At 43.5% G+C, this 24,274-nt stretch carries 22 protein-coding genes; 2 read left to right on the plus strand and 20 right to left on the minus strand.

From position 1 onward, the window contains the following. Positions 1–13: 13 nt before the first annotated feature. Together rsxC and H8Z82_RS08050 are read right to left on the minus strand one after the other, a co-directional pair. The gene (gene rsxC, locus H8Z82_RS08045) at positions 14–1,330 is read right to left on the minus strand and encodes an electron transport complex subunit RsxC (RefSeq protein ID WP_186994832.1); all 1,317 of its coding nucleotides are present in this window, start codon (positions 1,328–1,330) and stop codon (positions 14–16) included. A gap of 39 nt (positions 1,331–1,369) precedes the next feature. After that, the gene (locus H8Z82_RS08050) at positions 1,370–2,233 is read right to left on the minus strand and encodes a putative ABC transporter permease (RefSeq protein ID WP_186994833.1); all 864 of its coding nucleotides are present in this window, start codon (positions 2,231–2,233) and stop codon (positions 1,370–1,372) included. A gap of 147 nt (positions 2,234–2,380) precedes the next feature. Here H8Z82_RS08050 and H8Z82_RS08055 point away from each other — a divergent pair, with 147 nt between their 5' ends. After that, a complete protein-coding gene (locus tag H8Z82_RS08055) occupies positions 2,381–3,385 on the plus strand; it encodes a ribonuclease H-like domain-containing protein (protein ID WP_243176424.1) in 1,005 nt (334 codons plus the stop codon). Positions 3,386–3,474: 89 nt separating this feature from the next. Here H8Z82_RS08055 and rpsA read toward each other — a convergent pair whose 3' ends face one another. From rpsA to H8Z82_RS08100, 9 genes are all read right to left on the minus strand, one after another. Next, entirely contained in the window at positions 3,475–4,551 is a 1,077-nt protein-coding gene (gene rpsA / locus H8Z82_RS08060; protein ID WP_186994835.1) for a 30S ribosomal protein S1, read from the minus strand. Further along, positions 4,532–5,410 (minus strand): 4-hydroxy-3-methylbut-2-enyl diphosphate reductase, encoded by an 879-nt coding sequence (ispH, locus tag H8Z82_RS08065; RefSeq protein WP_186994836.1) that lies wholly within the window; start codon positions 5,408–5,410, stop codon positions 4,532–4,534. Before ispH ends, rpsA begins: the two co-directional genes overlap by 20 nt. 138 nt (positions 5,411–5,548) lie before the next feature. Continuing rightward, entirely contained in the window at positions 5,549–6,220 is a 672-nt protein-coding gene (gene cmk, locus H8Z82_RS08070; protein ID WP_186994837.1) for a (d)CMP kinase, read from the minus strand. Positions 6,221–6,304: 84 nt separating this feature from the next. Then, the gene (locus H8Z82_RS08075) at positions 6,305–7,549 is read right to left on the minus strand and encodes a BaiN/RdsA family NAD(P)/FAD-dependent oxidoreductase (RefSeq protein WP_186994838.1); all 1,245 of its coding nucleotides are present in this window, start codon (positions 7,547–7,549) and stop codon (positions 6,305–6,307) included. A 166-nt stretch (positions 7,550–7,715) separates the two neighbouring features. Continuing rightward, the gene (locus H8Z82_RS08080) at positions 7,716–9,128 is read right to left on the minus strand and encodes an oxaloacetate decarboxylase subunit alpha (RefSeq protein ID WP_008704465.1); all 1,413 of its coding nucleotides are present in this window, start codon (positions 9,126–9,128) and stop codon (positions 7,716–7,718) included. Between the two features lie 34 nt (positions 9,129–9,162). After that, entirely contained in the window at positions 9,163–10,311 is a 1,149-nt protein-coding gene (locus H8Z82_RS08085; RefSeq protein WP_186994839.1) for a sodium ion-translocating decarboxylase subunit beta, read from the minus strand. Positions 10,312–10,327: 16 nt separating this feature from the next. Next, entirely contained in the window at positions 10,328–10,696 is a 369-nt protein-coding gene (locus H8Z82_RS08090) for a biotin/lipoyl-binding carrier protein (RefSeq protein ID WP_008704467.1), read from the minus strand. A gap of 27 nt (positions 10,697–10,723) precedes the next feature. Next, positions 10,724–11,467 carry an OadG family transporter subunit gene (locus H8Z82_RS08095; protein ID WP_019161470.1) on the minus strand — a complete coding sequence of 248 codons (744 nt, stop codon included), beginning with the start codon at positions 11,465–11,467 and terminating at the stop codon, positions 10,724–10,726. A gap of 14 nt (positions 11,468–11,481) precedes the next feature. After that, positions 11,482–12,918, minus strand: a complete 1,437-nt coding sequence (locus tag H8Z82_RS08100) for an acyl-CoA carboxylase subunit beta (protein WP_186994840.1) — start codon at positions 12,916–12,918, stop codon at positions 11,482–11,484. 298 nt (positions 12,919–13,216) lie between these two features. Between H8Z82_RS08100 and aroD the strand changes: the two genes are divergently transcribed. Further along, complete coding sequence (gene aroD / locus H8Z82_RS08105; protein ID WP_186994841.1) at positions 13,217–13,978, plus strand: type I 3-dehydroquinate dehydratase; 762 nt, start codon at positions 13,217–13,219, stop codon at positions 13,976–13,978. Between the two features lie 119 nt (positions 13,979–14,097). Here aroD and H8Z82_RS08110 read toward each other — a convergent pair whose 3' ends face one another. From H8Z82_RS08110 to alaS, 9 genes are all read right to left on the minus strand, one after another. Then, positions 14,098–14,880 (minus strand): shikimate kinase, encoded by a 783-nt coding sequence (locus H8Z82_RS08110; protein ID WP_186994842.1) that lies wholly within the window; start codon positions 14,878–14,880, stop codon positions 14,098–14,100. 99 nt (positions 14,881–14,979) lie between these two features. Beyond that, positions 14,980–16,212, minus strand: a complete 1,233-nt coding sequence (locus tag H8Z82_RS08115) for a D-alanyl-D-alanine carboxypeptidase family protein (RefSeq protein WP_186994870.1) — start codon at positions 16,210–16,212, stop codon at positions 14,980–14,982. Positions 16,213–16,326: 114 nt separating this feature from the next. Beyond that, positions 16,327–17,121, minus strand: a complete 795-nt coding sequence (locus tag H8Z82_RS08120; RefSeq protein WP_243176422.1) for a zinc dependent phospholipase C family protein — start codon at positions 17,119–17,121, stop codon at positions 16,327–16,329. A 23-nt stretch (positions 17,122–17,144) separates the two neighbouring features. Beyond that, positions 17,145–17,714 (minus strand): SMC-Scp complex subunit ScpB, encoded by a 570-nt coding sequence (scpB, locus tag H8Z82_RS08125; RefSeq protein ID WP_026076948.1) that lies wholly within the window; start codon positions 17,712–17,714, stop codon positions 17,145–17,147. Between the two features lie 10 nt (positions 17,715–17,724). Then, positions 17,725–18,522 carry a segregation and condensation protein A gene (locus H8Z82_RS08130; protein ID WP_019161455.1) on the minus strand — a complete coding sequence of 266 codons (798 nt, stop codon included), beginning with the start codon at positions 18,520–18,522 and terminating at the stop codon, positions 17,725–17,727. Next, entirely contained in the window at positions 18,522–19,337 is an 816-nt protein-coding gene (locus H8Z82_RS08135; RefSeq protein ID WP_019161454.1) for a metallophosphoesterase, read from the minus strand. Before H8Z82_RS08135 ends, H8Z82_RS08130 begins: the two co-directional genes overlap by 1 nt. A gap of 56 nt (positions 19,338–19,393) precedes the next feature. Next, positions 19,394–20,881 (minus strand): cardiolipin synthase, encoded by a 1,488-nt coding sequence (cls, locus tag H8Z82_RS08140; protein ID WP_243176425.1) that lies wholly within the window; start codon positions 20,879–20,881, stop codon positions 19,394–19,396. Positions 20,882–21,115: 234 nt separating this feature from the next. Further along, entirely contained in the window at positions 21,116–21,292 is a 177-nt protein-coding gene (gene rpsU, locus H8Z82_RS08145) for a 30S ribosomal protein S21 (RefSeq protein WP_004222305.1), read from the minus strand. A 283-nt stretch (positions 21,293–21,575) separates the two neighbouring features. Further along, a complete protein-coding gene (gene alaS, locus H8Z82_RS08150) occupies positions 21,576–24,215 on the minus strand; it encodes an alanine--tRNA ligase (RefSeq protein ID WP_186994844.1) in 2,640 nt (879 codons plus the stop codon). Positions 24,216–24,274: the final 59 nt, after the last annotated feature.

The raw sequence follows: 24,274 nt of genomic DNA on the forward strand, positions 1-24,274 counted from the left end.
TGATGTCCCCCTTTTACTTTTTCTTACGGCTTGCCAGAACCATCTTACGCATAGATTTGATCATCTGGGTCAACGGACGCTTGGCTGGACAGATATAACTGCAGCAGCCACATTCGCAGCATTCCATACCATCAAATTTCTGGAAGCTTTCCATGTCACCATGCTCTGCAAAGGTTGCAAGTCTTGCAGGAATGACATGGCCGGGACAGACTCCTACACATCTGCCGCAGTTAATACATGCAGTCTGTTGGGCATCTGCCACATCATCCTTCTCCAGACAGAGACATGCGGAACTGGTCTTGATACATGGTACATGAGTGTCATACATGGCAAATCCCATCATAGGACCACCTGAGATTACTTTGGATACATTATCTGTCAGTCCACCGGCAGCTTCAATCAGTTCTGCCATATCTGTTCCGGAAAGAACATCAAAGTTCTGGGGATTCTTAATCCCCTGTCCTGTTACTGTTACGATACGGTCCATAACAGGTTTTCCAAGGATAACGGCTTCATAAACAGCGATTACGGTATCTACGTTATCAACTACGCATCCTGCATCTGCCGGAAGCATTGAAGAATTAATCTCTCTGTCTGTGACAGCCTTGATCAGGAAACGCTCACCACCCTGTGGGTACTTGGTCATCAGCTCTGCTACTTCAATACGTGGAATATCTTTCACCATTTCTTTCAGCTTGGCAATACAGTCAGGCTTGTTATCCTCAATACAGATGTATCCCTTCGCATTGTCAAAAAGCTTCAGCATAACTCTTAAGCCTTCGATCAGCTTCTCAGAGTCATCCAGCATTCTTCTGTAGTCGCTGGTAAGATAAGGCTCACACTCGGCACCGTTTACAAGAATATGATCGATCTTCTCCGGTTCCTTTGGCGCAAGCTTTACCTGTGTGGGGAATCCGGCACCGCCCATTCCCACAACTCCACCTTCTTTAATTCTCGCCAGAATTTCCTCCTTCGAAAGATCTTCCAGTCGTGCAGGAGTAAATTCCACACTTTCATACTGCTGGTCATTTTCAATGATAATGGAATTGACCATGGAACCCGTTGCTGTCAGTCTGGGTTCCATTCCCTTAACTGTACCGGAAACAGATGCATGGATCGGTGATGACACAAAGCCCGTAGCATCTGCAATCTTCTGGCCTGCAAGCACGTGGTCTCCTTTCTGAACTACAGGCGCGGCCGGCGCACCGATATGCTGTGAAAGAGGATATACCATATCTCCCTTAGGCAGATATTTCACTACCGGACTGTTCTTGGATAATTCTTTTCCGTCATAAGGATGAACACCACCCTTAAAGGTTAAAATTCCCATTTTATTCCCTCCTTTTTATATTAAGCATCCGAAAACGCTTTATTTTTCTTTTTTGTTTCTCAGGTTCTTCAGATTATGTAATTTGTATCCGCGGTTCAGATTTGGATATGATTTTACGAAACGCTGCATATTGTGACCGACCTTTGCTGCCATAGCTTCTTTTCTCTTCTGAAGCTCTGCACTGATCTCTGCTGTAATTGCAGCACGTTTCTGTTCCATTTCTTTAAGGACTTCCACATCTCCCAAGCGTTCTTTTACACTCTCAAGCGTAGCTTCTTTGGCAAAACCAACACTGGCAATCTTCTCATGCATTTTCACAAGCATTTCGCCCTTTGCCTGCTCCATAGCCGCCTCAATAACAGGCAGTTTCTCGTGAATACGGAAAGCCGCAGCTGCTGAGAAAGCAAAATCCACAACATATCCCACTCCTATCACACATATGCCGATCTCACCTACGTAAACCGGATACAGGATCACAATGGATTCCACAAGAGGATGCAACACCTTAAACAGAATCACTGTAAATGCCCCCCAGCCAAGGGATGCTCCCAGACAGATACGTCCCTGGAAATTAAATTTATTATCACTGTAATCCCACCAGGATGTATGAAAAATAGACTCCATCAATACGGCTGTCACATACTCCAGCGCAGTTGCCACAACGACTCCTCCCAGATACAGATACAGAAGATTGTCGCTAAAGGGTCTCAGGATCACATACACAGATACCGCCCCAAATCCATATATGGTACATAAGGGTCCATTGATAAAACCACGGTTTACAAATTTGCCGCTTTTAACAGATACATAACAGGTTTCCCATACCCAGCCAAAAAAACTGTATATAATCAACCAGTTCATAAGATGATAAAAATCAATCCCGCAAACAGTTAAATCCCACATGCTTTTTCTTCCTTTTTGATATATTTTTTTAATTATATTTATACTATAAACCATTTTTTTCAAAAAATCACTACCCAATTTCCAATTTCTTGTGTATAATTAAATACAATTTAGGAAAGGAAAATTCTTAACATGATTGTTAAAAAAATGCCCATTTTACAAGGGTTTCCAGACTTTGAGACTGTTAATTTTTTCACTGGGAAATACATTCAAAAATACAATTTATCGCCGGTTTTTTATGATATCGAAACCACCGGATTATCCCGAAAATCCACGTTTTTGTACCTGATCGGAGCTGTTGGAATTGAAGATGAAACTTGGTATTTTCACCAATGGATGGCCGAAAGTGACAAAGAAGAAGAAACAATTCTGAGAATTTTTTCACAATTTCTTCAACAAAGTGATTTGCTGATTTCTTACAACGGAGAGCGATTTGACCAACCCTATCTGGAAGCCAGATACGAAAAATACGGACTGCCCTCTCCTTTTGATCATAAAATGTCCCTAGATTTATATCTGACTCTGAAGCCTTTGAAAGCACTTCTGAAACTGCCCGCTCTGAAACAGCCATGCCTAGAAGAATTTCTCGGAATCAAAAATCGAATTTATAACAATGGAAAAGAATGCATTCAGCTTTATAAAGATTTTCTGAAAAAACGAGATGTCATTATGGCAGAAGAAATACTCGGTCATAACCTGGAAGATGTGCTTGGACTTGGAAGAATTTTTGAAATGCTCAGTTATCTGTGCATTTATGATTCTGAGTATGAGGTTACATATGCGGAACTGGATGATGAAAATCTGATTCTGGAATTAACGCTTCCTTATAAACTTCCGCAGAAATTCTCCAATGGAAATGAACAGTTTTATCTCACAGGAGAAAAAGAAACAATAAAATTTATTATCAAAACAACAGACGGTAAACTGAAACAATATTACGCCAATCCAAAGGACTACTATTATCTTCCGGAGGAAGACACAGTTATTCCCAAAGCCCTTGGATCCGGAATCGATAAGAAACACCGGAAAGCGGCTACTAAAGATACCTGCTATACCTGGTTTACATGCTCCCATATTTTTCTAAGCGATCCGTTGAAGCAGAAACAATATCTGGAACATGCACTTCCCTATTTGCTGAACACATTAAAATAATTTTCCCAAAACAAAAACACCATCTCGGCATAAATCTGATTATGCAAAGATGGTGTTTTTCAATTTCACTACAATTCTGTATAAAGAAATTATTCTTCTGTAGCTTCCTCAACCGGTGCTTCAAGAGCTTTCATGCTCAGGCTGATCTTCTTGTCTTCGCCGTTGAAGTCAACAACCTTAGCTTCGATTTCCTGTCCGATAGAAAGTACGTCTGCAGGTTTTGCAACGTGCTCTCTGGAGATCTGGGATACGTGAAGAAGTGCATCTACACCAGGTGCAAGCTCAACAAAAGCTCCGAAATCTGTCATACGCGCAACTTTACCGGTTACCACATTACCTACAGCAAATTTTTCAGCTGCTGTAAGCCATGGATTCTCCTCAGGGAATTTCAGGGAAAGTGCAATCTTATCTCCATTGATATCCTTGATCAGAACTTTCAGCTTCTCGCCAACAGTGAATACCTTCTTTGGATTCTCTACTCTGCCCCAGGACATTTCGGAAATGTGAAGAAGTCCGTCTGCACCGCCAAGGTCAACGAATGCACCGAAATCTGTAACATTCTTAACAACACCTTCTACAGTGTCACCAACATGAATCTTTTCCATTAATTCTTTCTGTTTTTCTGCTTTTTCAGCAAGAAGAAGCTGCTTACGGTTACCGATGATGCGGCGTCTTCTCGGATTGAATTCTGTAATAACGAATTCGATTTCCTGATCTGCATATTTGGAAAGGTCTTTCTCGTATGTGTCGGAAACAAGACTTGCAGGAATGAATACTCTTGCTTCGTCTACGTTTACACAAAGTCCGCCGTCAAGTACCTGAGTTACAGGAGCCTTTAATACTTCCTGATTCTCAAATGCTTCTTCAAGACGTTTGTTGCCTTTCTCTGCTGCCAGTCTCTTATAAGTAAGAGTTACCTGACCTTCTCCATCATTTACTTTGAGAACTTTTGCTTCCATTGTGTCACCAACATGAACAGCATCTGTGAGTACAAGGCTTGCATCGTTAGAGTATTCGTTCTTTGTAATAATACCGTCTGCTTTATAACCGATATTCAGAATAATCTCATCTTCTTTTACATCGATGACAGTACCCTGTACAATCTCTCCATTTCTGATAGTTTTTACGGAATCTTCCAGCATCTGTTCAAAACTTAATTCTGACATGTTCTTGAACCTCCTCAATAATTTTGTTTGGGGTGGAAGCCCCTGCTGTAATACCTACATAACTACTGCATTGGAACATTTCAGAATCCAAGTCTACAGGTGTTTGTATATAGTAAGTATTTCCACATTCCTTTTTACATATTTCAAACAGCTTTTGAGTATTGGAACTGTGCCGACCGCCTACGACCAGCATAGTGTCTACCTCTCCGGCTATGTTTTTTGCTTCTCTCTGCCGTTCTTCGGTAGCATTACAAATAGTGTTTAAAATATTGAGAATATTTAAAACATTATTATCATACCTCTTTTTGCAAAGAATTTCAACTAAATCTTTAAATTTGTTGTAATTAAATGTCGTCTGGGACACAATACTTATTTTTTTCCCTTTTGGAGGTACAAATGCCGCTGCTTCTTCCTGGTTTTTGATGACTGTGTATGGTCCCTGACACCATCCGCAGATTCCCTGTACTTCGGGGTGGTCTTTATCGCCGATGATGATAATGTGATTTCCTGCAAGGCTTTCTTTTTCCACGATCCTGTGGATCTTTAGGACAAAGGGGCAGGTCACATCTACGTAAGAGATGTTTTTTTCTTTCAGCTTATCGTAAATAGGTTTGCCTACACCGTGGGAACGGATGACTACAGTTCCGTTCTGCAGGGTATTATCCGGGGAATCCAGGTCTACTTCTGTGATAACATGAACGCCACGGGCTTCCAGATCCGCTACTACGCCTTCATTGTGGATGATCGGACCCAGAGTGAAAATAGGTTTCTGTTCTGTGTCGATCAGTTCGTAGACTTTGTCTACTGCCCGTTTGACACCGAAGCAGAAGCCTGCTGTCTCTGCTACTTTTACTTTCATGACTAATCCTCTTAATTTATATTCATTGCCATTCTTCCGGAATTTAACCGAATAACCGCTCCTCTGATGAACTACAGGCAGTTATTTGATCCTGGGCAAATAGCGTAGTCTGAAACAGATAATCTGTCCGCCTGACCGTTATTTCTGTAGCTTCTTATTATACACATCAAGAATAGCATCTACAACATCATCGATACCCATCTCAGAGGAATCAACGAGCACTGCGTCATCTGCCTGCTTCAGAGGGGAGACTGCGCGGTTCATATCACGTTCATCACGCTCGATGATGTCTTTGCGGATCTGGTCCAGATCAAAGGGTTCGCCTTTCTGCTCATATTCCAGTGCTCTTCTCCTGGCTCTGGTGTCCGCGCTTGCTGTAAGGTAAATCTTTACTTCTGCATTTGGAAGGATGGTTGTGCCGATATCTCTGCCATCCATAACTACGTCATTTTTCTCAGCAAGAGTTCTCTGAAGCTTCAGGAGATGTTCTCTTACCTTCGGGTTTGCGGAGCTCTTGGATGCCATATTTCCCACCTGCTCTGTGCGGAGCATGGAATTCACATTCTCTCCGTTGAGAAGTACGATCTGCTCTCCGTCCTTGTATTCAATGGAAACGTCAGCGCCGGAACATACTGTTTCAATCTCCTCCTGGCTATCTCCGTTCACTCCGTGGTTCAGAAGATATAAAGCCATTGCTCTGTACATGGCTCCTGTATCCACATAGATAAATGATAATTTCTTTGCTACTTTCTTTGCAATGGTACTCTTACCTGCTCCTGCAGGTCCGTCGATGGCTATATTACATCCCATTTTCACGGTTCCTCCTGTTTCTATTATTCGAACAGATTTTCTCTGTTTTATTATTGATTGATATTTATGAATCGGTCAAGCAGCTTACTGTATGGCCTGTGCCGCCAGATATGCGGTAGACCATGCAATCTGCAGATTGTATCCGCCTGTCACTGCATCCAGGTCCAGCACTTCACCTGCGAAGTAAAGGCCTGAGATTTTCTTTGATTCCATTGTTCCGGGGTTGATCTCTTTGACTGAGACACCGCCTCTGGTGATAATGGCTTCCTTGAACTCGCCCATCCCTGTGATTGTGAACGGAAATGCTTTGATCAGATCAATAAAGTACTGGCGTTCTTCCCTGGAGATATCGTGGATTTTCTTCTCTGCCGGGATTCCGCCCAGTTCCAGCATTACCGGGGTCAGAGATGAGGGAAAAAGTACGCCGATCACGTTCTTGAACTGTTTGTTTGGTCCTGCTTCAAATTCACGCAGGATTCTGGCATCCAGCTGTTCTCTGGTAAGTGCCGGCTTCAGATCCAGGTATGCGGACAGTTCGCCATTTGGTGCTTTTGCCAGTTTTGCACCAATATGGGCACTGGCAGAAAGGATCATGGGACCTGTGACTCCGAAATGGGTGAACATCATCTCTCCAAAATCCTCGTAGAGTACTTTCTTGCCGTTCTTTATGGTAAGTCCTGTGTTCTTAAGGGAAAGTCCCTGAAGTTTAGGGATATAGTCTTCTTTTGTCTTTAATGGAACAAGGGAGGGGGCAATGTCTGTGACTTTCAGTCCAAGCTCCCTTGCGAAGCGGTATCCATCACCTGTGGAGCCTGTACTCTGATAAGAGAATCCACCTGTAGCTACAATGACTGCATCACCTTCCATAAAGGTGTCATCTGTCAGGTTCACTCCTGTTACAGAATCTGTTTCAGATTCTGTAACAATTTCTTTTACGGAAGTGCGAAGATGGATCTTTGCTCCTGCTTTCTTCAGTTCCCGCTCCAGAGCACGGATAATGTCCGAAGAATGATCAGACTGTGGAAAAACGCGGTTTCCTCTTTCAACTTTCAGAGGAACTCCTGCTTCCTCAAAGAACTCCATTACATCCTGAGGAGTAAATGAATAGAAGCTGCTGTAGAGGAACTTGGGATTGCTCATCATTGCAGGAAAGAGTTCTTCTGTGTCGCAGGCATTTGTCACATTGCATCTGCCTTTTCCTGTAATAAATATTTTCTTGCCCAGTTTCTCGTTTTTTTCTAATATATGAACTTTATGATGGTTACGGGCCGCGAAAACACCTGCCATCATTCCGGCAGCGCCGCCACCGATAATTAAAACTTTACTCATGGAATATTCTCCTGTATTTTATCATATGATATCAGGGTCAAAAATTCAAAAGTCGTTCATGCTTGCATGATAAGACTTTTGAACTTGGGACCCTAACATCACCATGCTCTTTATAATAACGCAAAGGAGCCTGCCTGCGCAAGCTCCTTTTTGTTTTTATTTCATATTATACAGGATAAGCTCCATTCTTTTTGTCAGCTGCTTTCTCATCAACTTTTGTTTTCTGAGCCTGACGGTATTTGAAGAAGTCCATAGCTACCTGTGGGAACAGTGCGTATGTTAATACGTCTTCATCCTGTTCCTTGTACTGAGCCATTTCGCTCTCAAGTTTCTCAAGCTCATTGTCAAGAAGGTCTGCAGGACGGCAGGTGATCGGTTTCTCATCGCCGATGCACTTCTTCTGCACTTCCGGATTAAACGGTTTTACAGTTGCGCCGTATTTTCCTAACAGGATATCTTTTGTTTCTTTTGTAACCATTTTGTATCTCTCGCCCATAAGCACGTTGAATACAGCCTGTGTACCAACGATCTGTGAAGACGGAGTAACAAGTGGTGGTTCACCAAGATCTTTACGTACACGTGGAACTTCCTCGAGAACATCGTAGAATTTGTCTTCTGCGTGCTGTTCTTTTAACTGAGAAGTCAGGTTGGAAAGCATACCGCCCGGTACCTGATACAGTAAAGTTTTAATATTAACACCAAGGTTCTTCGGATTGAGCAGTCCGCTGTCAAGAGCCTCGTCACGAATCGGACGGAAGTAGTCAGCGATCTCAGAAAGAAGCTTCTGGTCAAATCCTGTGTCGTATGGTGTATCCTTGAATGTCTCAACCATAACTTCTGTTGCAGGCTGGGAGGTTCCCAGTGCGAATGGAGACATTGCTGTATCGATGATATCCACACCTGCTTCTACTGCTTTTAAGTAAGTCATGGAAGCTACACCTGAGGTGTAATGTGTATGAAGGTCGATCGGGATCTTAACTGTTTCTTTTAATGCTGTAACAAGCTCTGTAGCTTTGTTTGGAAGGAGAAGACCTGCCATATCTTTGATACAGATGGAATCAGCGCCCATATCTTCGATACGTTTTGCAATGTCTGTCCAGTATTCCAGTGTATAAGCATCTCCTAATGTGTAGGAAAGAGCTACCTGTGCATGAGCCTTCTCTTTGTTTGCAGCGCTTACAGCTGTCTGCAGGTTACGAAGGTCATTGAGGCAGTCAAAAATACGGATGATGTCGATTCCGTTTGCAGCAGATTTCTGTACGAAGTACTCTACAACGTCATCTGCATATGGACGGTATCCAAGGATGTTCTGTCCACGGAAGAGCATCTGAAGTTTTGTGTTCTTAAAGCCGTCACGTAATTTACGAAGTCTTTCCCATGGATCTTCGTGAAGGAAACGAAGGGATGCATCAAATGTTGCACCACCCCAGCACTCTACTGCGTGATAGCCGACTTTGTCAAGTTTATCTACGATCGGAAGCATCTGTTCTGTGGTCATACGTGTTGCGATCTGGGACTGATGAGCATCACGGAGAATGGTTTCCACAATTTTAACAGGTTTTTTCTCTAATTCTGCCATTATTATATCTCCTTATATAATTCTGTTGATTCAATTAAACGCCAAAAATAGCCATGAATGTTCCGGCTGCTACGGCTGTACCGATAACACCGGCAACGTTCGGACCCATTGCGTGCATCAGAAGGAAGTTTGTAGGATCTGCCTCTGCACCCACTTTCTGGGATACACGGGCTGCCATAGGTACTGCAGATACACCTGCAGAACCGATCAGCGGGTTGATCTTTCCATGAGTCAGTTTGCAAAGCAGTTTACCAAGCATACATCCGCCGAATGTACCGATGGCAAATGCAACAAGACCTAAAACTACGATCTTCAGAGTATCTACGTTTAAGAATGCTTCTGCACTTGTGGAAGCACCTACGGATGTACCCAGAAGGATAACTACGATATACATCAGGGCATTGGATGCTGTTTCTGTCAGCTGTTTTACAACACCGCACTCTCTGAACAGGTTACCAAGCATAAGCATACCAACCAGAGGAGCTGTTGTAGGCAGGATCAGACAAACAACGATTGTGATAATGATCGGGAACAGGATCTTCTCCAGTTTGGAAACCGGGCGAAGCTGATCCATTTTGATCTTACGTTCTTTCTCTGTTGTGCAGAGCTTCATAATAGGCGGCTGGATGATCGGAACCAGTGACATATAGGAATATGCTGCCACTGCGATCGGTCCCATCAGTGCAGACTGTCCAAGTTTACCTGCAAGGAAAATGGAGGTCGGGCCGTCAGCACCACCGATGATGGAGATAGCTGCTGCTGCTTTTCCGTTGAATCCAAGGAAGATTGCCAGGAAGTAAGCTGCATAGATACCAAGCTGCGCTGCAGCACCCATCAGGAAGCTGATCGGGTTTGCGATCAGCGGACCGAAGTCTGTCATGGCACCTACACCCATGAAGATCAGGGATGGTAAAATACTCCACTCATCAAGGATGTAGAAATAATGAAGAAGTCCACCTACACCATTAGACATGTCTTCCGGGTTTGCCATAATGTCCGGATAGATATTTACAAGCAACATACCGAATGCGATAGGAACCAGCAGAAGTGGCTCAAAACCTTTCTTGATAGCAAGATAAAGGAATACGCAGGCTACTGCGATCATCAGGTAATTGCCCCATGTTAAACTGAAGAATGCTGTCTGGTGAATCAGGTTGGACAATGTTTCTGTTACATAAGACATTTGACTACCTCCCGTCTTAGTTCATTGTTGCTAAAGTATCTCCGTTTTCTACAGAGGCACCTTCTGCAACATCAATGCTTGCAATGGTACCGTCCTGAGGAGCTACTACAGGGATTTCCATTTTCATGGATTCAAGAATAACTACGCTGTCTCCGGCTTTTACTGCCTGTCCAACACTTGCTGCTACTTTGACAACCTTACCAGGTACGGAAGCAGTTACTTTTACTGCGCCGGCGCCTGCTGCAGGTGCTGCTGCTTTCGGAGCTGCTGCAGGTGCAGCCTTAGGTGCTGCTTTTGGAGCTGCTGCAGGAGCAGATACACTTCCTGTTTCTTCAACAGTTACTTCATATGCTGTACCATTTACTGTAATTGTATAGCTTTTCATTTTAAAATCCTCCTAAATAAATGACAATTATCTTCTATTTCTTTTTACTTTACGGATGGAACGAACTACGAAGCCGTCTGTTGTAGTTCCTTCTGCTGCTGCGATAGCTGCTGCAATTACAGCTACCAGCTCTCCGTCATCTGCAAGATTCTCTTCTGCCTGTACAGGAGCTGCTGCAATTACTGCTGCCTGTGCTTCTTTCGCTGCTTTTGCTTCTGCTGCTTTCTTAGCTTCCGGGTTCGGAATGAAGCGGAAGAGAGAGATCAGAAGGCTTAACAGGATCAGCATTACGAATACAGTTCCAACACCCATCAGAGTGTTAAGTCCGGCTCTCTGGAGAGTTTTGCCCAGACCATACTGTACATCTACAGACATGGAAACCGGTGTTCCTGTTGACTCAAAAACATATACAAAGTTTGCATTTGCTTTCTCAAATTTTACAGGGACAGTTACTATATACTGATCATCTTTTAAAGTTACAGTTGTCTCGCCGTTGCTTTCCTTCTTCGCACCAAGTTCATCCTTGGAGGTCTGCCAGGACTGCATTGCGCTTGTAGTAAAGTCATCCCCTGTGTTCATGTAATTCTCGATGTCTGCATCCTTCAGTGCGACAATGGCATCTGTCAGACCCTCTGCAGTTGTTACCAGTGAGGTTTTTACAGATTCATCGATCTTATCAGCTGCAAATACCATGGAAGTACTTCCGATCACCAGTGCAGCCATTACAAGAAATGTCATGAATACAGAAGTTATTTTTTTGATCATTTTCATATGCGTCACCCCGCTTAAATCGTTCCGTGTTTCTTAGACGGACGATCTTCCCTTTTTGTGAACAGCATCTCAAATGCACCGATTACATATTTTCTTGTGTCAGCCGGGCTGATCACAGTGTCAACATAGCCTCTTGCTGCTGCAGAAGCAACGCCATTCTGAAGCTCTCTGTACTGAGCAGCTTTCTCATTTAATTCAGCAGCATCTGCATCTGCATACATGATCTTGGCTGCCAGGGAAGCATCCATCATACCGATCTCTGCGTTATCCCATGCATATACAAGGTCTGCACCGATAGATTTGCTGTTCATTGCCACATAAGCGGTACCATAAGCTTTGCCGATGATCACATTTACCTTGGGAACAGTTGCATCTGCAAATGCAGCAACCAGTTCACCTACGGATTTTGCCATCATTTTCTCGCTGCATAAGGTTGCCATGAAGCCTGTAGCATTGGTAAGTGTAAGTACCGGGATATCAAAAGCATCACAGAATTTCACGAAATCTGCTGCTTTTCTTGCGCCTCTTGCAGAGATGCTTCCATCAAAGGTTTCTACTTTCTTACCTTCTGCATCATATACTTCGCTTCTGTTTGCAACAGCACCTACTGTAGCACCGTTTAAACGGATGAAGCCTGTAACCATGTCTTTTGCATAGTCTGCTTTTGTCTCAAAGAATTCACCGTTATCAGAAATCTGAGAAAGTGCGATTGCAGTGTCTCCTGCACAGTTTGCAAGGTCTGCGCATACACGGTTCAGATCATCTGTACACTCTGCATAGTTATCTGTATCTTCATTATTGGATGGGAGAAGTGATACTAAAGAACGGATCTGGCCAAGAACCTCTTCTTCTGTACCAATGCCATCGATCACACCTGTCTCTTTGCTCTGGAAATCAGCTGCTGCTGTATCACATTTGTCTGTGTTATTTCCTTCCAGCGCGTTTGGTGTGTTAACGAACATTTTTCCTTTTTTGGATTCCATAAATGTGAAATCTGTCAGAGACGGGATAACTGCCATACCACCGCCACATGTTCCGAAGATTGCTGTGATCTGCGGAATCACGCCGGAGGCCATTGTCTGTTTCAGATAGATTTCTCCGAAAGCTTCCAGTGCATCTGTTGCTTCCTGCAGACGGATACCTGCACAGTCAACCAGACCGATAACAGGAGCACCTGTTTTCATGGCAAGATCATAAAGTCTTGTGATCTTCTTGGCATGCATTTCGCCAACAGTACCGTTTAATACGGATGCGTCCTGGCTGTATACATAAACCAATTTGTCATCAATGACACCATATCCGGTGATTACACCGTCAGATGGTGCTTTGTTTGCAGTCATGTTGAAATCTGTAGATCTGGCTGTTACGCTCTGACCGATTTCGACAAAACTGTTTGCGTCAAGCAAAGAAGTAATTCTTGTGCCTGCTAAGCTTTGTGTTGCATTACTCATTCTTGTTTGCCCTCCATCTTTATGAGAATATTTTAAAGTTAACCCAAAAATTTAGCCAATTTTAATTCTACCTTTTTTAACACAATATTTCAATATTTTTTTATCATTTTTGTTAAAAAAATGGCAGAAATTGTGTTTCTTCCTATTAAAATGGCAATACAAATTAATATGACAATACAAAAAGGTGTTGACGGTTACTTTTCACACTTCAAATAAAAACTTTACAACAAAACATGAAAAGGAGTATTATAAATGCTGAAAGAATCTTAAAAAGCAATAAAAATATGAGGATAAAAAGATGAACACAGTTCAGGTAAAAAACATTGTGATCGGCGAGGGCAGACCTAAGATCTGCGTTCCCATCGTAGGAAAAACAAAAACAGACATTCTCGAAGAAGCAAAAAAGATCACCACTCTTCCTGTTGATGTAGTTGAGTGGCGTGTAGACTGGTTTGATGATGTCTTTGCTACTGAGAAAGTATTAGAAACCGCTAAAGAACTTCAGGAAGTTTTAAAAGACGTTCCTATTCTCCTTACATTCCGTACTTCCAAAGAAGGCGGTGAGAAGGAAATTTCTGTAAGTGATTATGCTGCTTTAAATATTGCAGCTGCACAGAGCGGTTATGTAGATTTAATTGATGTAGAAGCATTTACAGGTGATGAAGTTGTCAAGACAATCATCAATGCTGCTCATGAGGCAGGTGTAAAGGTAATTGCTTCCAACCATGATTTCTTTAAGACTCCGGAGAAGGAGGAGATCATCCGCCGCCTCTGCATGATGCAGGAGCTGGGTGCTGATATTCCTAAGATTGCAGTAATGCCTACCTGTAAGCAGGATGTTATCACACTGCTGTCTGCTACTCTGGAAATGTCTGAGAAATATGCAGACCGTCCGATTATCACCATGTCCATGGCAGGAACAGGCGTTGTCAGCCGCCTTACAGGTGAGACATTTAGCTCCGCTCTCACCTTCGGTGCTGCTTCCAAAGCTTCCGCACCGGGACAGATCGGTGTGAATGAATTAAAGCAGGTGCTGGATATTATTCACAGCAGTCTGTAATCTGTTGACGAATGATGTGATAGCACTCCTTAAGATACTGCCTCTTGTCTCCCCTAACTGACACAAAAAAGCATCCGCTTAGAATTATAAAATTCCCGGCGGATGTCTTTTATTGTAATTTATTCATCCATAGAGCGGAGTCTATGTACCAGTTCTTCGCAGATTTCCAGCTCGTTCTTGCCATCTGTTTCGATGATGATGTCAGCTGCCGCCTCGTATTTGGCACGGCGTTTCTCCATCAGGTCTGCGATAAATGGAACTGTCTTGTTGTTCTCGATCAGCGGACGGTCGTGGTTGTCTTTGACACGGTCCAGGATTGTCTCCGGTTTTGCAGTGAGGAGCACAACCCGTCCGTTCTTCTTCATCTCCACTACATTGCACTCTCGCATTGGAGTACCGCCGCCACAGGAGATCACCACATTGCTGCGTGACTGCATTTCAATAAGCAGATTTGTCTCAAGGTCACGGAAATACTGCTCCCCGTATGTTTCGAAGATATCGGAAATACTCATTCCCTGTCTCTGGGCAATAATCTGATCCATCTCTACCACATCCATTGCAAATACATTCTTAAGGAAATCAGAAATTGTGGATTTTCCCGCACCCATGAAGCCGATCAGCACGATGTTGTAGCTGAAGAGTTTTCTTGCCTGGATCCGTTTACTGTTAGTGCGGATGCAGTCAAATACATCAGCTACCTCGTCTTTATGTCGTCTGCCTTCCATTCTGTTCTCAAGCCATTCTTTCTGTTTTGCTTCCTGCTCCGGCTGCAGGATCTGAAGCCCGTTGGCTTCCTTATATGCCATGATGTCCTCTGCGATTCTGTTTCTCATAATCAGGGCATCCAGGATGATCTCATCACACTGTCCAAGACTCTCTCTGAGTATTTCTAACTGATCCATATCTGTTTCCTCTGTCTTTCCTGTAATTTTTGCTGTTGGGATTTATTATATCAATATCGCCTCAACATTTCAACCCTTTAAACCATTAAATTGTTTCTGTTAATGGAAAAAGTCATGAAATACCTTTTCCGCATACCATTTAAAGCTGATCTTCTCCACGGATTTCTCTGCATAAACCGGATAATCGTCTATTAGTTTTCCATCCAGATAATAAGCAATACGTCCCAGTTTTTCTCCCTTAACAACAGGTGCAGTGACTTTGGAGGGAATTTCCGTCCTGCAGGTTACGGTCTCTCCTTTTCTCAGCAGAATTTCTTTTTTCCTGTCCTCTGCCGTCACACTGCACTTTCCTCTCAGATAAACTTCCGCTCCTATCTCCCGGTTATCTGCAGCCCCATCTGTCACCAGGACTCTTTTTGTCTGCGGCTCCTGCCAGTAAGTTTTATAATCAAAATTATAATCTCCAAAGCTCAGCAGTTTTTCTGTATCACTCCATTTATAGTTTTTATGGTTAGGCCATCCGCACCCCAGAAGACTGACGATAAATGTCCTGCCTTCCTTTTCCCAGGCGCACACGTAGCAATAGCCTGCCTGAGAAGTATAACCTGTTTTTCCGGCAAGAACGCCCTTCATCCTGTCCAGAAGTGCATTCGTATTATGTACAGAAAAAGTTCTCTTTCCGGTAATTTCCGAAAATGTATAGTCTCTGGTCTGTGCAATGTGGAGAAATGTCCGGTTTCTGATGGCATATCTCATGATCAAAGCCAGATCTTTTGCAGTTGTATGGTGCTTTCCATTTTCATCCTCTGCATCCAGCCCGTTGGGTGTAATAAAATAAGTATCCTCACATCCTATCTGCTTTGCTTTTCGGTTCAGCATTCTGGCAAAGCCTTCCACTGTACCGCCGCAGTGCTCTGCAATTGCAACTGCAGTATCATTATGACTCTTAAGCATCAGGGAATACAACAGATCCTCCAGATAATACTGTTCCCCTTTCTGAAGTCCAAGCTTCACCTCTGACTGGGAGACTGCATTTTGAGAAACCTGAACATAATCATCTCCCGGCGCACTTTCCAGTGCCACAATACAGGTAAGTACTTTCGTGGTGCTGGCATTTGCCAAAGGTGTTTCCCCATTCTTTTCATACAGTACTCTACCAGAATCCCCATCCATAAGAACAGCAGATAAAGCATACAGTTGCTTCGGCTCCTCTGCAACCGGCTTCATATCTACCAGCTGAGGTATTTCCTTCTCCTCTCCCCACACAGAAGCATAAGTCTGTGTAAACAACAATACCGCCGTCACAATAATGACAGCGGCAATATGCTTCATTCTCATATTCCACCTCACATGCTCAGAAATCTTATCTATAAGATAATTTATGCCTGCATGTCCGGAATATGACTATATCCGTTCAGAAAAAAATATGTTCAGGGTACTGTCAAATCATCCATTATAAGTCCGGTTCCATCTGGCACTCAGATGATAAGCCCCTTCCCTTAAGGTATAAAGCTCCTTCAGATATTCCACCGTCTCAGGAATGGCCTCTCTGTAAAGCCTCTCCAGCTCAGGCATAGGAGCCTTTGCCTGAGCCACTGCTTCTGCAGTCATAAAGTGCTCAATGACCGAGCCTGCAGATTTTCCGCCAAGGCTCAGAAGCTTTCCTATGATCCGGCGCTTTCTGCCATGATCATCGCATACCATAAAATTGGTCAGAAGCTTCATCATTTTGACAGAAATATAAATATTTACTGTTTTCACCAGAGGTATCGCCCTGTGGATCACTCTGGCATATTCTATCCTTGGCACAATACCACAGGCCGGATAATAATGATCCGGATTCCTGCCGGTTTCCTCCATAAGCACACGGTCAAATTCTTTTTCTAAAACAATGTGGGGAATCACTCCCTCTTCTGCCATCCGGTTCACATAAGGATGACATGCAGAGTCAAGCATATAATGGCATCCAAACCCCAGAAGATATGCCAGAAGTGCTTCGTCCTTATTTCGGCGTACCTGGCCCATTCCCTCTTCAAAAAAAGCCTTTGCCTTCTCTCTGTGCATGTCAATTCCAAACTGAGTGACCGGATTTTTGGAAACCATATAATAAAACAGAATATCCGGTCCATGAAGTCCGATCCTGTACAGATCTCCATGTCTGCGGATCAGTCCCTTCATATCCGACGGCAATCTCCTATATACTTCTCTTCCAAACAAATCATGTGCATATGTGGTTGGCATAACTGTTCCCTCCTGATCTCTGATCATAGATCCAGTTTCAGCTGGACCTCTTCTTCTGCCTCTGCCTTAAAATCCTCTACCTTGACCGGATCCGGCATAGGCAGTTCATCCAGATCCTGTACCCCAAAGCTTCGCAGAAACTCCTCTGTGGTTCCAAAGAGAATCGGCTTTCCCGGTGCATCCAGTCTTCCCAGTTCCCTTACCAGATTATATTCTACCAGCTTATTTACTGCATGATCACATTTTACACCTCGGATTTTCTCTAGTTCTGCCTTTGTAACAGGCTGTTTATATGCAATAATAGAAAGGGTCTCAAGCATTACCTCTGTAAGTACCGGCTTCTGGGGATGGAGGGCAATATTGATCAGATATTCATAATATTTCTTTCTGGTACACATCTGATAGGAATCCCCCAGTTCTATGATCTGGATTCCTCTTTCCTCCTGCTCATACCGGTCCATCATATTGTGAATGAGCTTCTCCGTTGTTTTGGTGTCCATATTAATTGCTTTGGCTATACGGGACAGCTCCACCGATTCTCCCATTGCAAAAAGGATTGCCTCGATGGCTCCCTCTAGTTCTTTTATTTTCACTGAATACTCCTTATCCTTCTTCTGCTTCTTCTGCAAATTCTGTCAGATTTTTCCAGGTATCCGGGTCTGTCTTTACTTCAATGGAAATATCATCAAAAAGTTCCTTCTGCTCCACCTGGATGTGTCCCATTTTCATCAGCTCCAGCACAGAGAGAAAGGTTACGATCACCTGAACTCTGGAACACTGGCTCTCCAGAAGGTTCCGGAAACTGAACTTCTTATGGGTTCTGGCAAATTCTTTCATCTCCAGCATTTTCTCCGAAAGACTAACCTCCTCTTTCTCAATGGTTCCGAACTTACTGCGGATAGGATCCAATTTATTCTCCTGACGGCGGATAATGGATTTATATATGGCATTTAATTTCTCCAGAGTCAGTCCTGCCAGAAGCTGGGAAGTGTCTACCGGTTCCCTGTATACAGCAACCTCCTTTGGTATGGTAGGCCCCTTAAAAAAAGAATTAGCTGCTTCATCCATTTTATCCTTCAGTTCATAAGACATAAATTTATACATCTTATATTCCAGAAGCTTTTCCACCAGCTCTGCTCTGGGGTCTTCTTCCTCTCCGTCCTCATTTACTTCCTTAGGCAGAAGCATCCGGCATTTAATATCCAGAAGCGTGGCAGCCATAACCATAAACTCACTCATGATTCCCAGATCCTCACGCTCCATAGCATGGATATATTCCATATACTGATCTGTGATCTCAACAATAGGAATGTCATAAATATCTATTTTATTTTTCTCAATAAGATGCATCAGCAGATCCAACGGACCCTCAAATACCTCAAGCTTTATGGGGATTCCCATTATTTTTCCTCTCTTCCTCTGTAATCCACGATCAACAGTTCTCTGGGATTGTGGATCCTTACCGGAATTGTATGTTCTCCAAGACCGGCACTTACATACATATGCTGATTTTTCCTGTGAAAAGCCCCACAGCAATAAGGGGGAAATAACTGAAACTGAGGAGACAGAACTCCTCTGTTCCTGCCAAACCGCATAACCCCTCCATGATAATGGCCGCAGAAAATCAGATCTGCCCCCCATTTAAAATATGCATTTCCATATTTGGGATTATGAGCCAGCAGCAGATTGACCCTGTCCTGATCCGGCTTTCCGATCAACTGCTCGATTTCTTCTGTCTGCAGCATGGGGGATTTTGGCTTTTTATAGTAAATCAAGGGAATTTCCAGACCATACACAGTAAAAGGACAGCCCTCTGCTTCCAGAAGCTCACACTGGTTATGCAGGATTCTTACTCCGGCCTTTTTCAGCCTTTCTTCATATTTCAGATATTCTTCTGCCAGCTCATTCTCTTCGGGATCTGCAGTATATAATTTATATTCATGATTTCCCAGTGCATAAAACACCGGATAACTTTCTGCCAGTCTGGTCAAAAGCTCTGCTGCTGTATGGAAGGTGTCTGTACAATTCCGCACGATCACATCTCCGGATACCAGCACTACATCCGGAGAGCATTCATGTATTTTTTGTATCAGCCGTTCATTTCCCGGACCAAATTCCAGTCCATGGAGATCTGCCAGCACTGCAAATCGGACAGTTTTTCCAGGGATGATCCTGTGTGTATTTATTGTATGGTATACAGTTCTAAATTTCTTCATAAATCTCCTAATTTCCAAAACTGTTGATCAGATATGACTGCGTTACTGCCCGCACATCACAGCATGGGTGCAAAAGCCCGAAGTACATTCTGCATGATACGTACCGGGATTTTGCGGTTTTTGCAGAATTCCAGAGACACTGTATGACAATCCTCCAGAGTCTGCACAAAGTCCTCCTTCATAGACCAGATCACATCATTGCCATAGATCCACACACCATCCTCAAAGTGCAGGTACAGACTGCGGTAGTCCAGATTGATGGTTCCCACCACTGCGATCTCGTCATCACACACAAAGGTTTTTGCATGGAGAAATCCGGGCTGATACTCATAAATCTTTACTCCGTTTTCCAACAGCTGTCTGTAATAAGACTGGGTCAGTAAAAATACCAGCTTCTTATCCGGGGTACCAGGTGTCATGATCCTTACATCCACCCCGTTTTTGGCAGCCAGACACAATGCTGTCATCATCTCATTGTCTATGATCAGATACGGTGTACAGATATATACATACCGTCTGGCCTTATTAATAATATTCAGATATACATTCTCCCCTACAATTTCCTCATCCAGCGGAGTGTCACAGAAGGGCTGGACAAATCCATTTCCCATAAACTGTTCCTGGTGATTTTTGTGGGGCAGATATACTTCATAGTCGATTTTCTCCTCTGTACGTCCAATCACTGCCCACATATGGAGAAACATCACCGTCATATTCCAGACCGCTTCTCCCTTCAGCATAATAGCCGTATCTTTCCAGTGCCCGAATCGTTCTTTCTGGTTAATATACTCATCTGAAAGATTAATGCCACCGGTAAAACCTACCCATCCGTCAATGATACACAGTTTTCTGTGGTCACGGTTATTCTGAATAATATTAAGAATCGGACGGAAAGGATTAAATACCTGGCAGGTAATTCCCTTTTTCCGAAGCTCTTCATAATATTTGTGAGGTAAGGTGGTCAGACATCCAAAACCATCATAGATCAGTCTTACATCCACTCCCTCTGCAGCCTTCTGTTCCAGAATATCCAGAATTGTCTGCCACATCACTCCGTCATTAATAATAAAATACTCGATAAAAATATATTTTTTTGCCTGCTTCAGTTCTTTTACCAATACAGGGAACATATCATCCCCCACCTGAAAATATTCAGCTGAAGTGTTCTGATGCACCGGAAAATGAGAAGCACTGGAAATATAATGGGACTGCATGGCAGCAGAAGGATCTCTCTCCCAAAGGCCGCTGACAGTCTCCGGATCATTCTGCATCAGTTCACTGCTCTCCTCTATCCTTTTCATAAACTGGCGGTCCATAATAGATGCAATTCTGGACTTTCCAAAGAGAAAATACAGCGTTACTCCCAGAATAGGAAGACTTAAGATCAACATGGTCCAGGCCAGTTTATAAGAAGGATTGATCTCTTTGTTAACGATCCAGAGAACGATCAGCACTCCCACGATCCCCATAAACATATCCACATAACGGGAAAAGGCCGCGATCTTCAAAACCATGACAAAAATCCAGCCCAGCTGAATAAGCATAGCGAATACCACATAAAAAATCCTGTTAAACAGCAGCTTCAGCAATTTTCTGAGCAGCAGTAATATAAAGTTTTTCTTTTGTTTTAAATTTTCATTTTTCTCTGCCTTCAAGCCTGCTTCCTTTCCCCCAAAAATTTTCCTGTCTGCTTCATGCCCTACAGCAGATTTCGCAACACAGTAATACTTTATAATGTTAAAAATCCCTGACATACTGCCAGGGATTTTTGCGCACAATTAATTATATTTACGTTTTCTTGCGGCTTCAGATTTCTTTTTACGACGAACGCTTGGTTTCTCGTAATGCTCTCTTTTGCGGATTTCCTGCTGGATTCCTGCTTTTGCACAGCTTCTCTTGAATCTGCGAAGAGCGCTATCTAAAGTCTCGTTCTCTTTTACGATAACGTTTGACATAGACTCACACCTAACCTCCCTCCAGTTGTAGATTGTGCTAAAATACAACTGTCTGGGTATTTTTCTTGCACAAGTCATATTATATATCATTGGCTCTTGGTTCGTCAACATCTTTTTGGTTAAATTTTGAAATTATTTTGTTGCTGTTCACACACCACTATTCCGCGAGGTGTTTTGGCATGAATATGCCAAAATCCCGAGACATACAAGCCAAAATTCCATTGCCGCAGGCAATCTGGAATGAATTTTGGCTACGTTACTGTGAACGGAGTGAACAGTAACATTATTTTAACTGACCTTCCAGGATTCCTGCTGCTGCATCTACAGCTTCCTGAGCCTTTGCTGGGTTCTTTCCGCCGGCCTGAGCCATATTCGGACGTCCGCCGCCGCCACCGCCTACGATGGCTGCCACTGCTTTGATCAGGTTACCTGCATGAGCACCTGCTTTCTGGGCTACGTCTGTTGCCATTGCAAGAAGGTTTACTTTCTCACCGTTTACTGCTGCCAGAAGGACAACACCTTCTCCAAGTTTACCTTTCAGCTGATCGCCAAGGTCACGAAGTCCGTTCATGTCAACTCCGTCTACTTTTGCAGCAAGGAGTTTCACACCTTTGACTTCTACTACTTTATCCATAACATCTCCCAGAGCTCCCTGAGCCAGTTTGCTCTTTAAGGATTCGTTCTCACTGGAAAGTGCCTTTACTTCTCCCTGAAGATGTCCGATTTTCTCTACGATCTCTGCAGGATTTGCTTTGAGAGCTTTTGCAGCTTCGTGAAGCAGTTCTTCCTGTTTCTTATAGTATTCCAGAACTCCGTTGCCTGTCAGAGCCTCGATACGGCGAACGCCTGCTGCAATACCGGATTCGGAAACGATTTTGAACAGCATGATGGAGCTTGTGTTTGCCACATGAGTACCACCGCAGAGTTCTTTGGAGAAGTCGCCCATGGATACCACACGTACCTTCTGGTCATATTTCTCTCCGAACAAAGCCATTGCTCCGGATTTCTTAGCCTCTTCCACATCCATAACATCTGTACGGACTTCAAGACCAGCCTGGATTTCTTTATTTACAAGTGCTTCTACCTGTGCGATCTCATCAGCTGTCATAGCCTGGAAATGAGCAAAGTCGAAACGAAGTCTGTCCGGTGTTACCAGAGAACCTTTCTGTTCTACATGGCTTCCAAGTACTGTCTTTAATGCTTTCTGAAGAAGATGTGTTGCACTGTGGTTCTTCTCAGTATCTCTTCTTGCAGCTTCATCCACTTTCAGGGAAACAGTTTCCCCTGCAGAGATCATACCGGATCCCATATGACCTACATGTCCGAATTTGCCGCCGCGAAGCTTGATGGTGTCTTCTACTACGAACTTACCGTTTGCAGTTTCGATCACACCGGTATCTCCGACCTGACCACCCATTGTTGCATAGAATGGAGTCTGCTCTGTAAAGACAGTTCCTTTTTGTCCTTCCATCAGGGAGTTTACGATCTCTGTCTCTGTTGTAAGGACTGTTACTTTGGAATCAAAGGTAAGATGATCATATCCTACAAATTCTGTTGTAACATTTACATCGATATCATCATATACAGTTGCGTCAGCGCCCATATAGTTGGTCACTTCACGGGCAGAACGAGCTTTGTTTCTCTGCTCTTCCATACATTTCTGGAAGCCTGCCTCGTCGATATCATATCCTTTTTCCTCAAGGATCTCTTTTGTAAGATCCATCGGGAATCCGTAAGTATCATATAATTTGAATGCATTTTCGCCGGAAAGTGTTTTCTCTCCTGCTACTTTCATCTCATCTTCCATTTCTCCAAGGATACGAAGACCCTGGTCAATGGTCTTGTTGAACTGGTTTTCTTCATTTGTGAGAACTTTGAAGATAAATTCTTTCTTCTCCTCCAGCTCAGGATATCCTGCCTTGGAACCATTGATCACTTCTTCACTTAATTTGGCAAGGAAGGGGCCTTCGATTCCAAGAAGACGTCCGTGACGTGCTGCACGACGGATCAGACGGCGAAGTACATAACCGCGGCCCTCGTTTGTAGGCATGATACCGTCGGAGATCATAAATGTTGCAGAACGGATATGGTCTGTGATCAGACGGATGGATACGTCATCGTTATAGTTCTTCTCGTATTCTTTTCCGGAGATTTCACATACCAGGTTACGCAGTGCACAGATGGTATCTACATCGAAAATGGAATCTACGTCCTGCACAACAACTGCCAGACGTTCCAGACCCATACCTGTATCAATGTTCTTCTGTTTCAGTGTTGTATAATTTCCATTTCCATCGTTCTCAAACTGGGTAAATACGTTGTTCCATACTTCCATGTAACGGTCGCAGTCACATCCTACTGTACAGCCAGGTTTCCCGCAGCCGTACTTCTCTCCACGGTCATAGTAGATTTCTGAACATGGACCACAGGGGCCTGCGCCATGCTCCCAGAAGTTATCTTCTTTTCCAAAACGGAAAATTCTGTCAGCCGGGATTCCGATTTCTTTGTTCCAGATGTCAAATGCTTCATCATCTTCCAGATATACGGAAGGATACAGACGGTTTGCATCCAGTCCTACTACCTCTGTGAGGAATTCCCAGGACCAGTGGATGGCTTCTTTCTTAAAGTAGTCACCAAAGGAGAAGTTACCAAGCATCTCAAAGAATGTACCGTGGCGTGCAGTTTTACCTACATTCTCGATATCACCTGTACGGATACATTTCTGGCAGGTACTTACTCTTGTTCTCGGTGGGATTTCAGCACCTGTAAAATATGGTTTCAGCGGAGCCATACCTGCGTTGATCAGCAGAAGACTCTTATCTCCCTGTGGTACCAGGGAAAAGCTTTTCATTACCAGATGTCCTTTGCTTTCCATGAAGTCCAGGAACATCTGACGAAGTTCGTTTACTCCGTATTTCTTCATAATCTTTTCCTCCTGAAGTCGGCGGAACCAGCAGTATCCGCCGACATTTCTATAATGAT

Source organism: Blautia difficilis (assembly GCF_014297245.1).
GTDB lineage: Bacteria > Bacillota > Clostridia > Lachnospirales > Lachnospiraceae > Blautia_A > Blautia_A difficilis.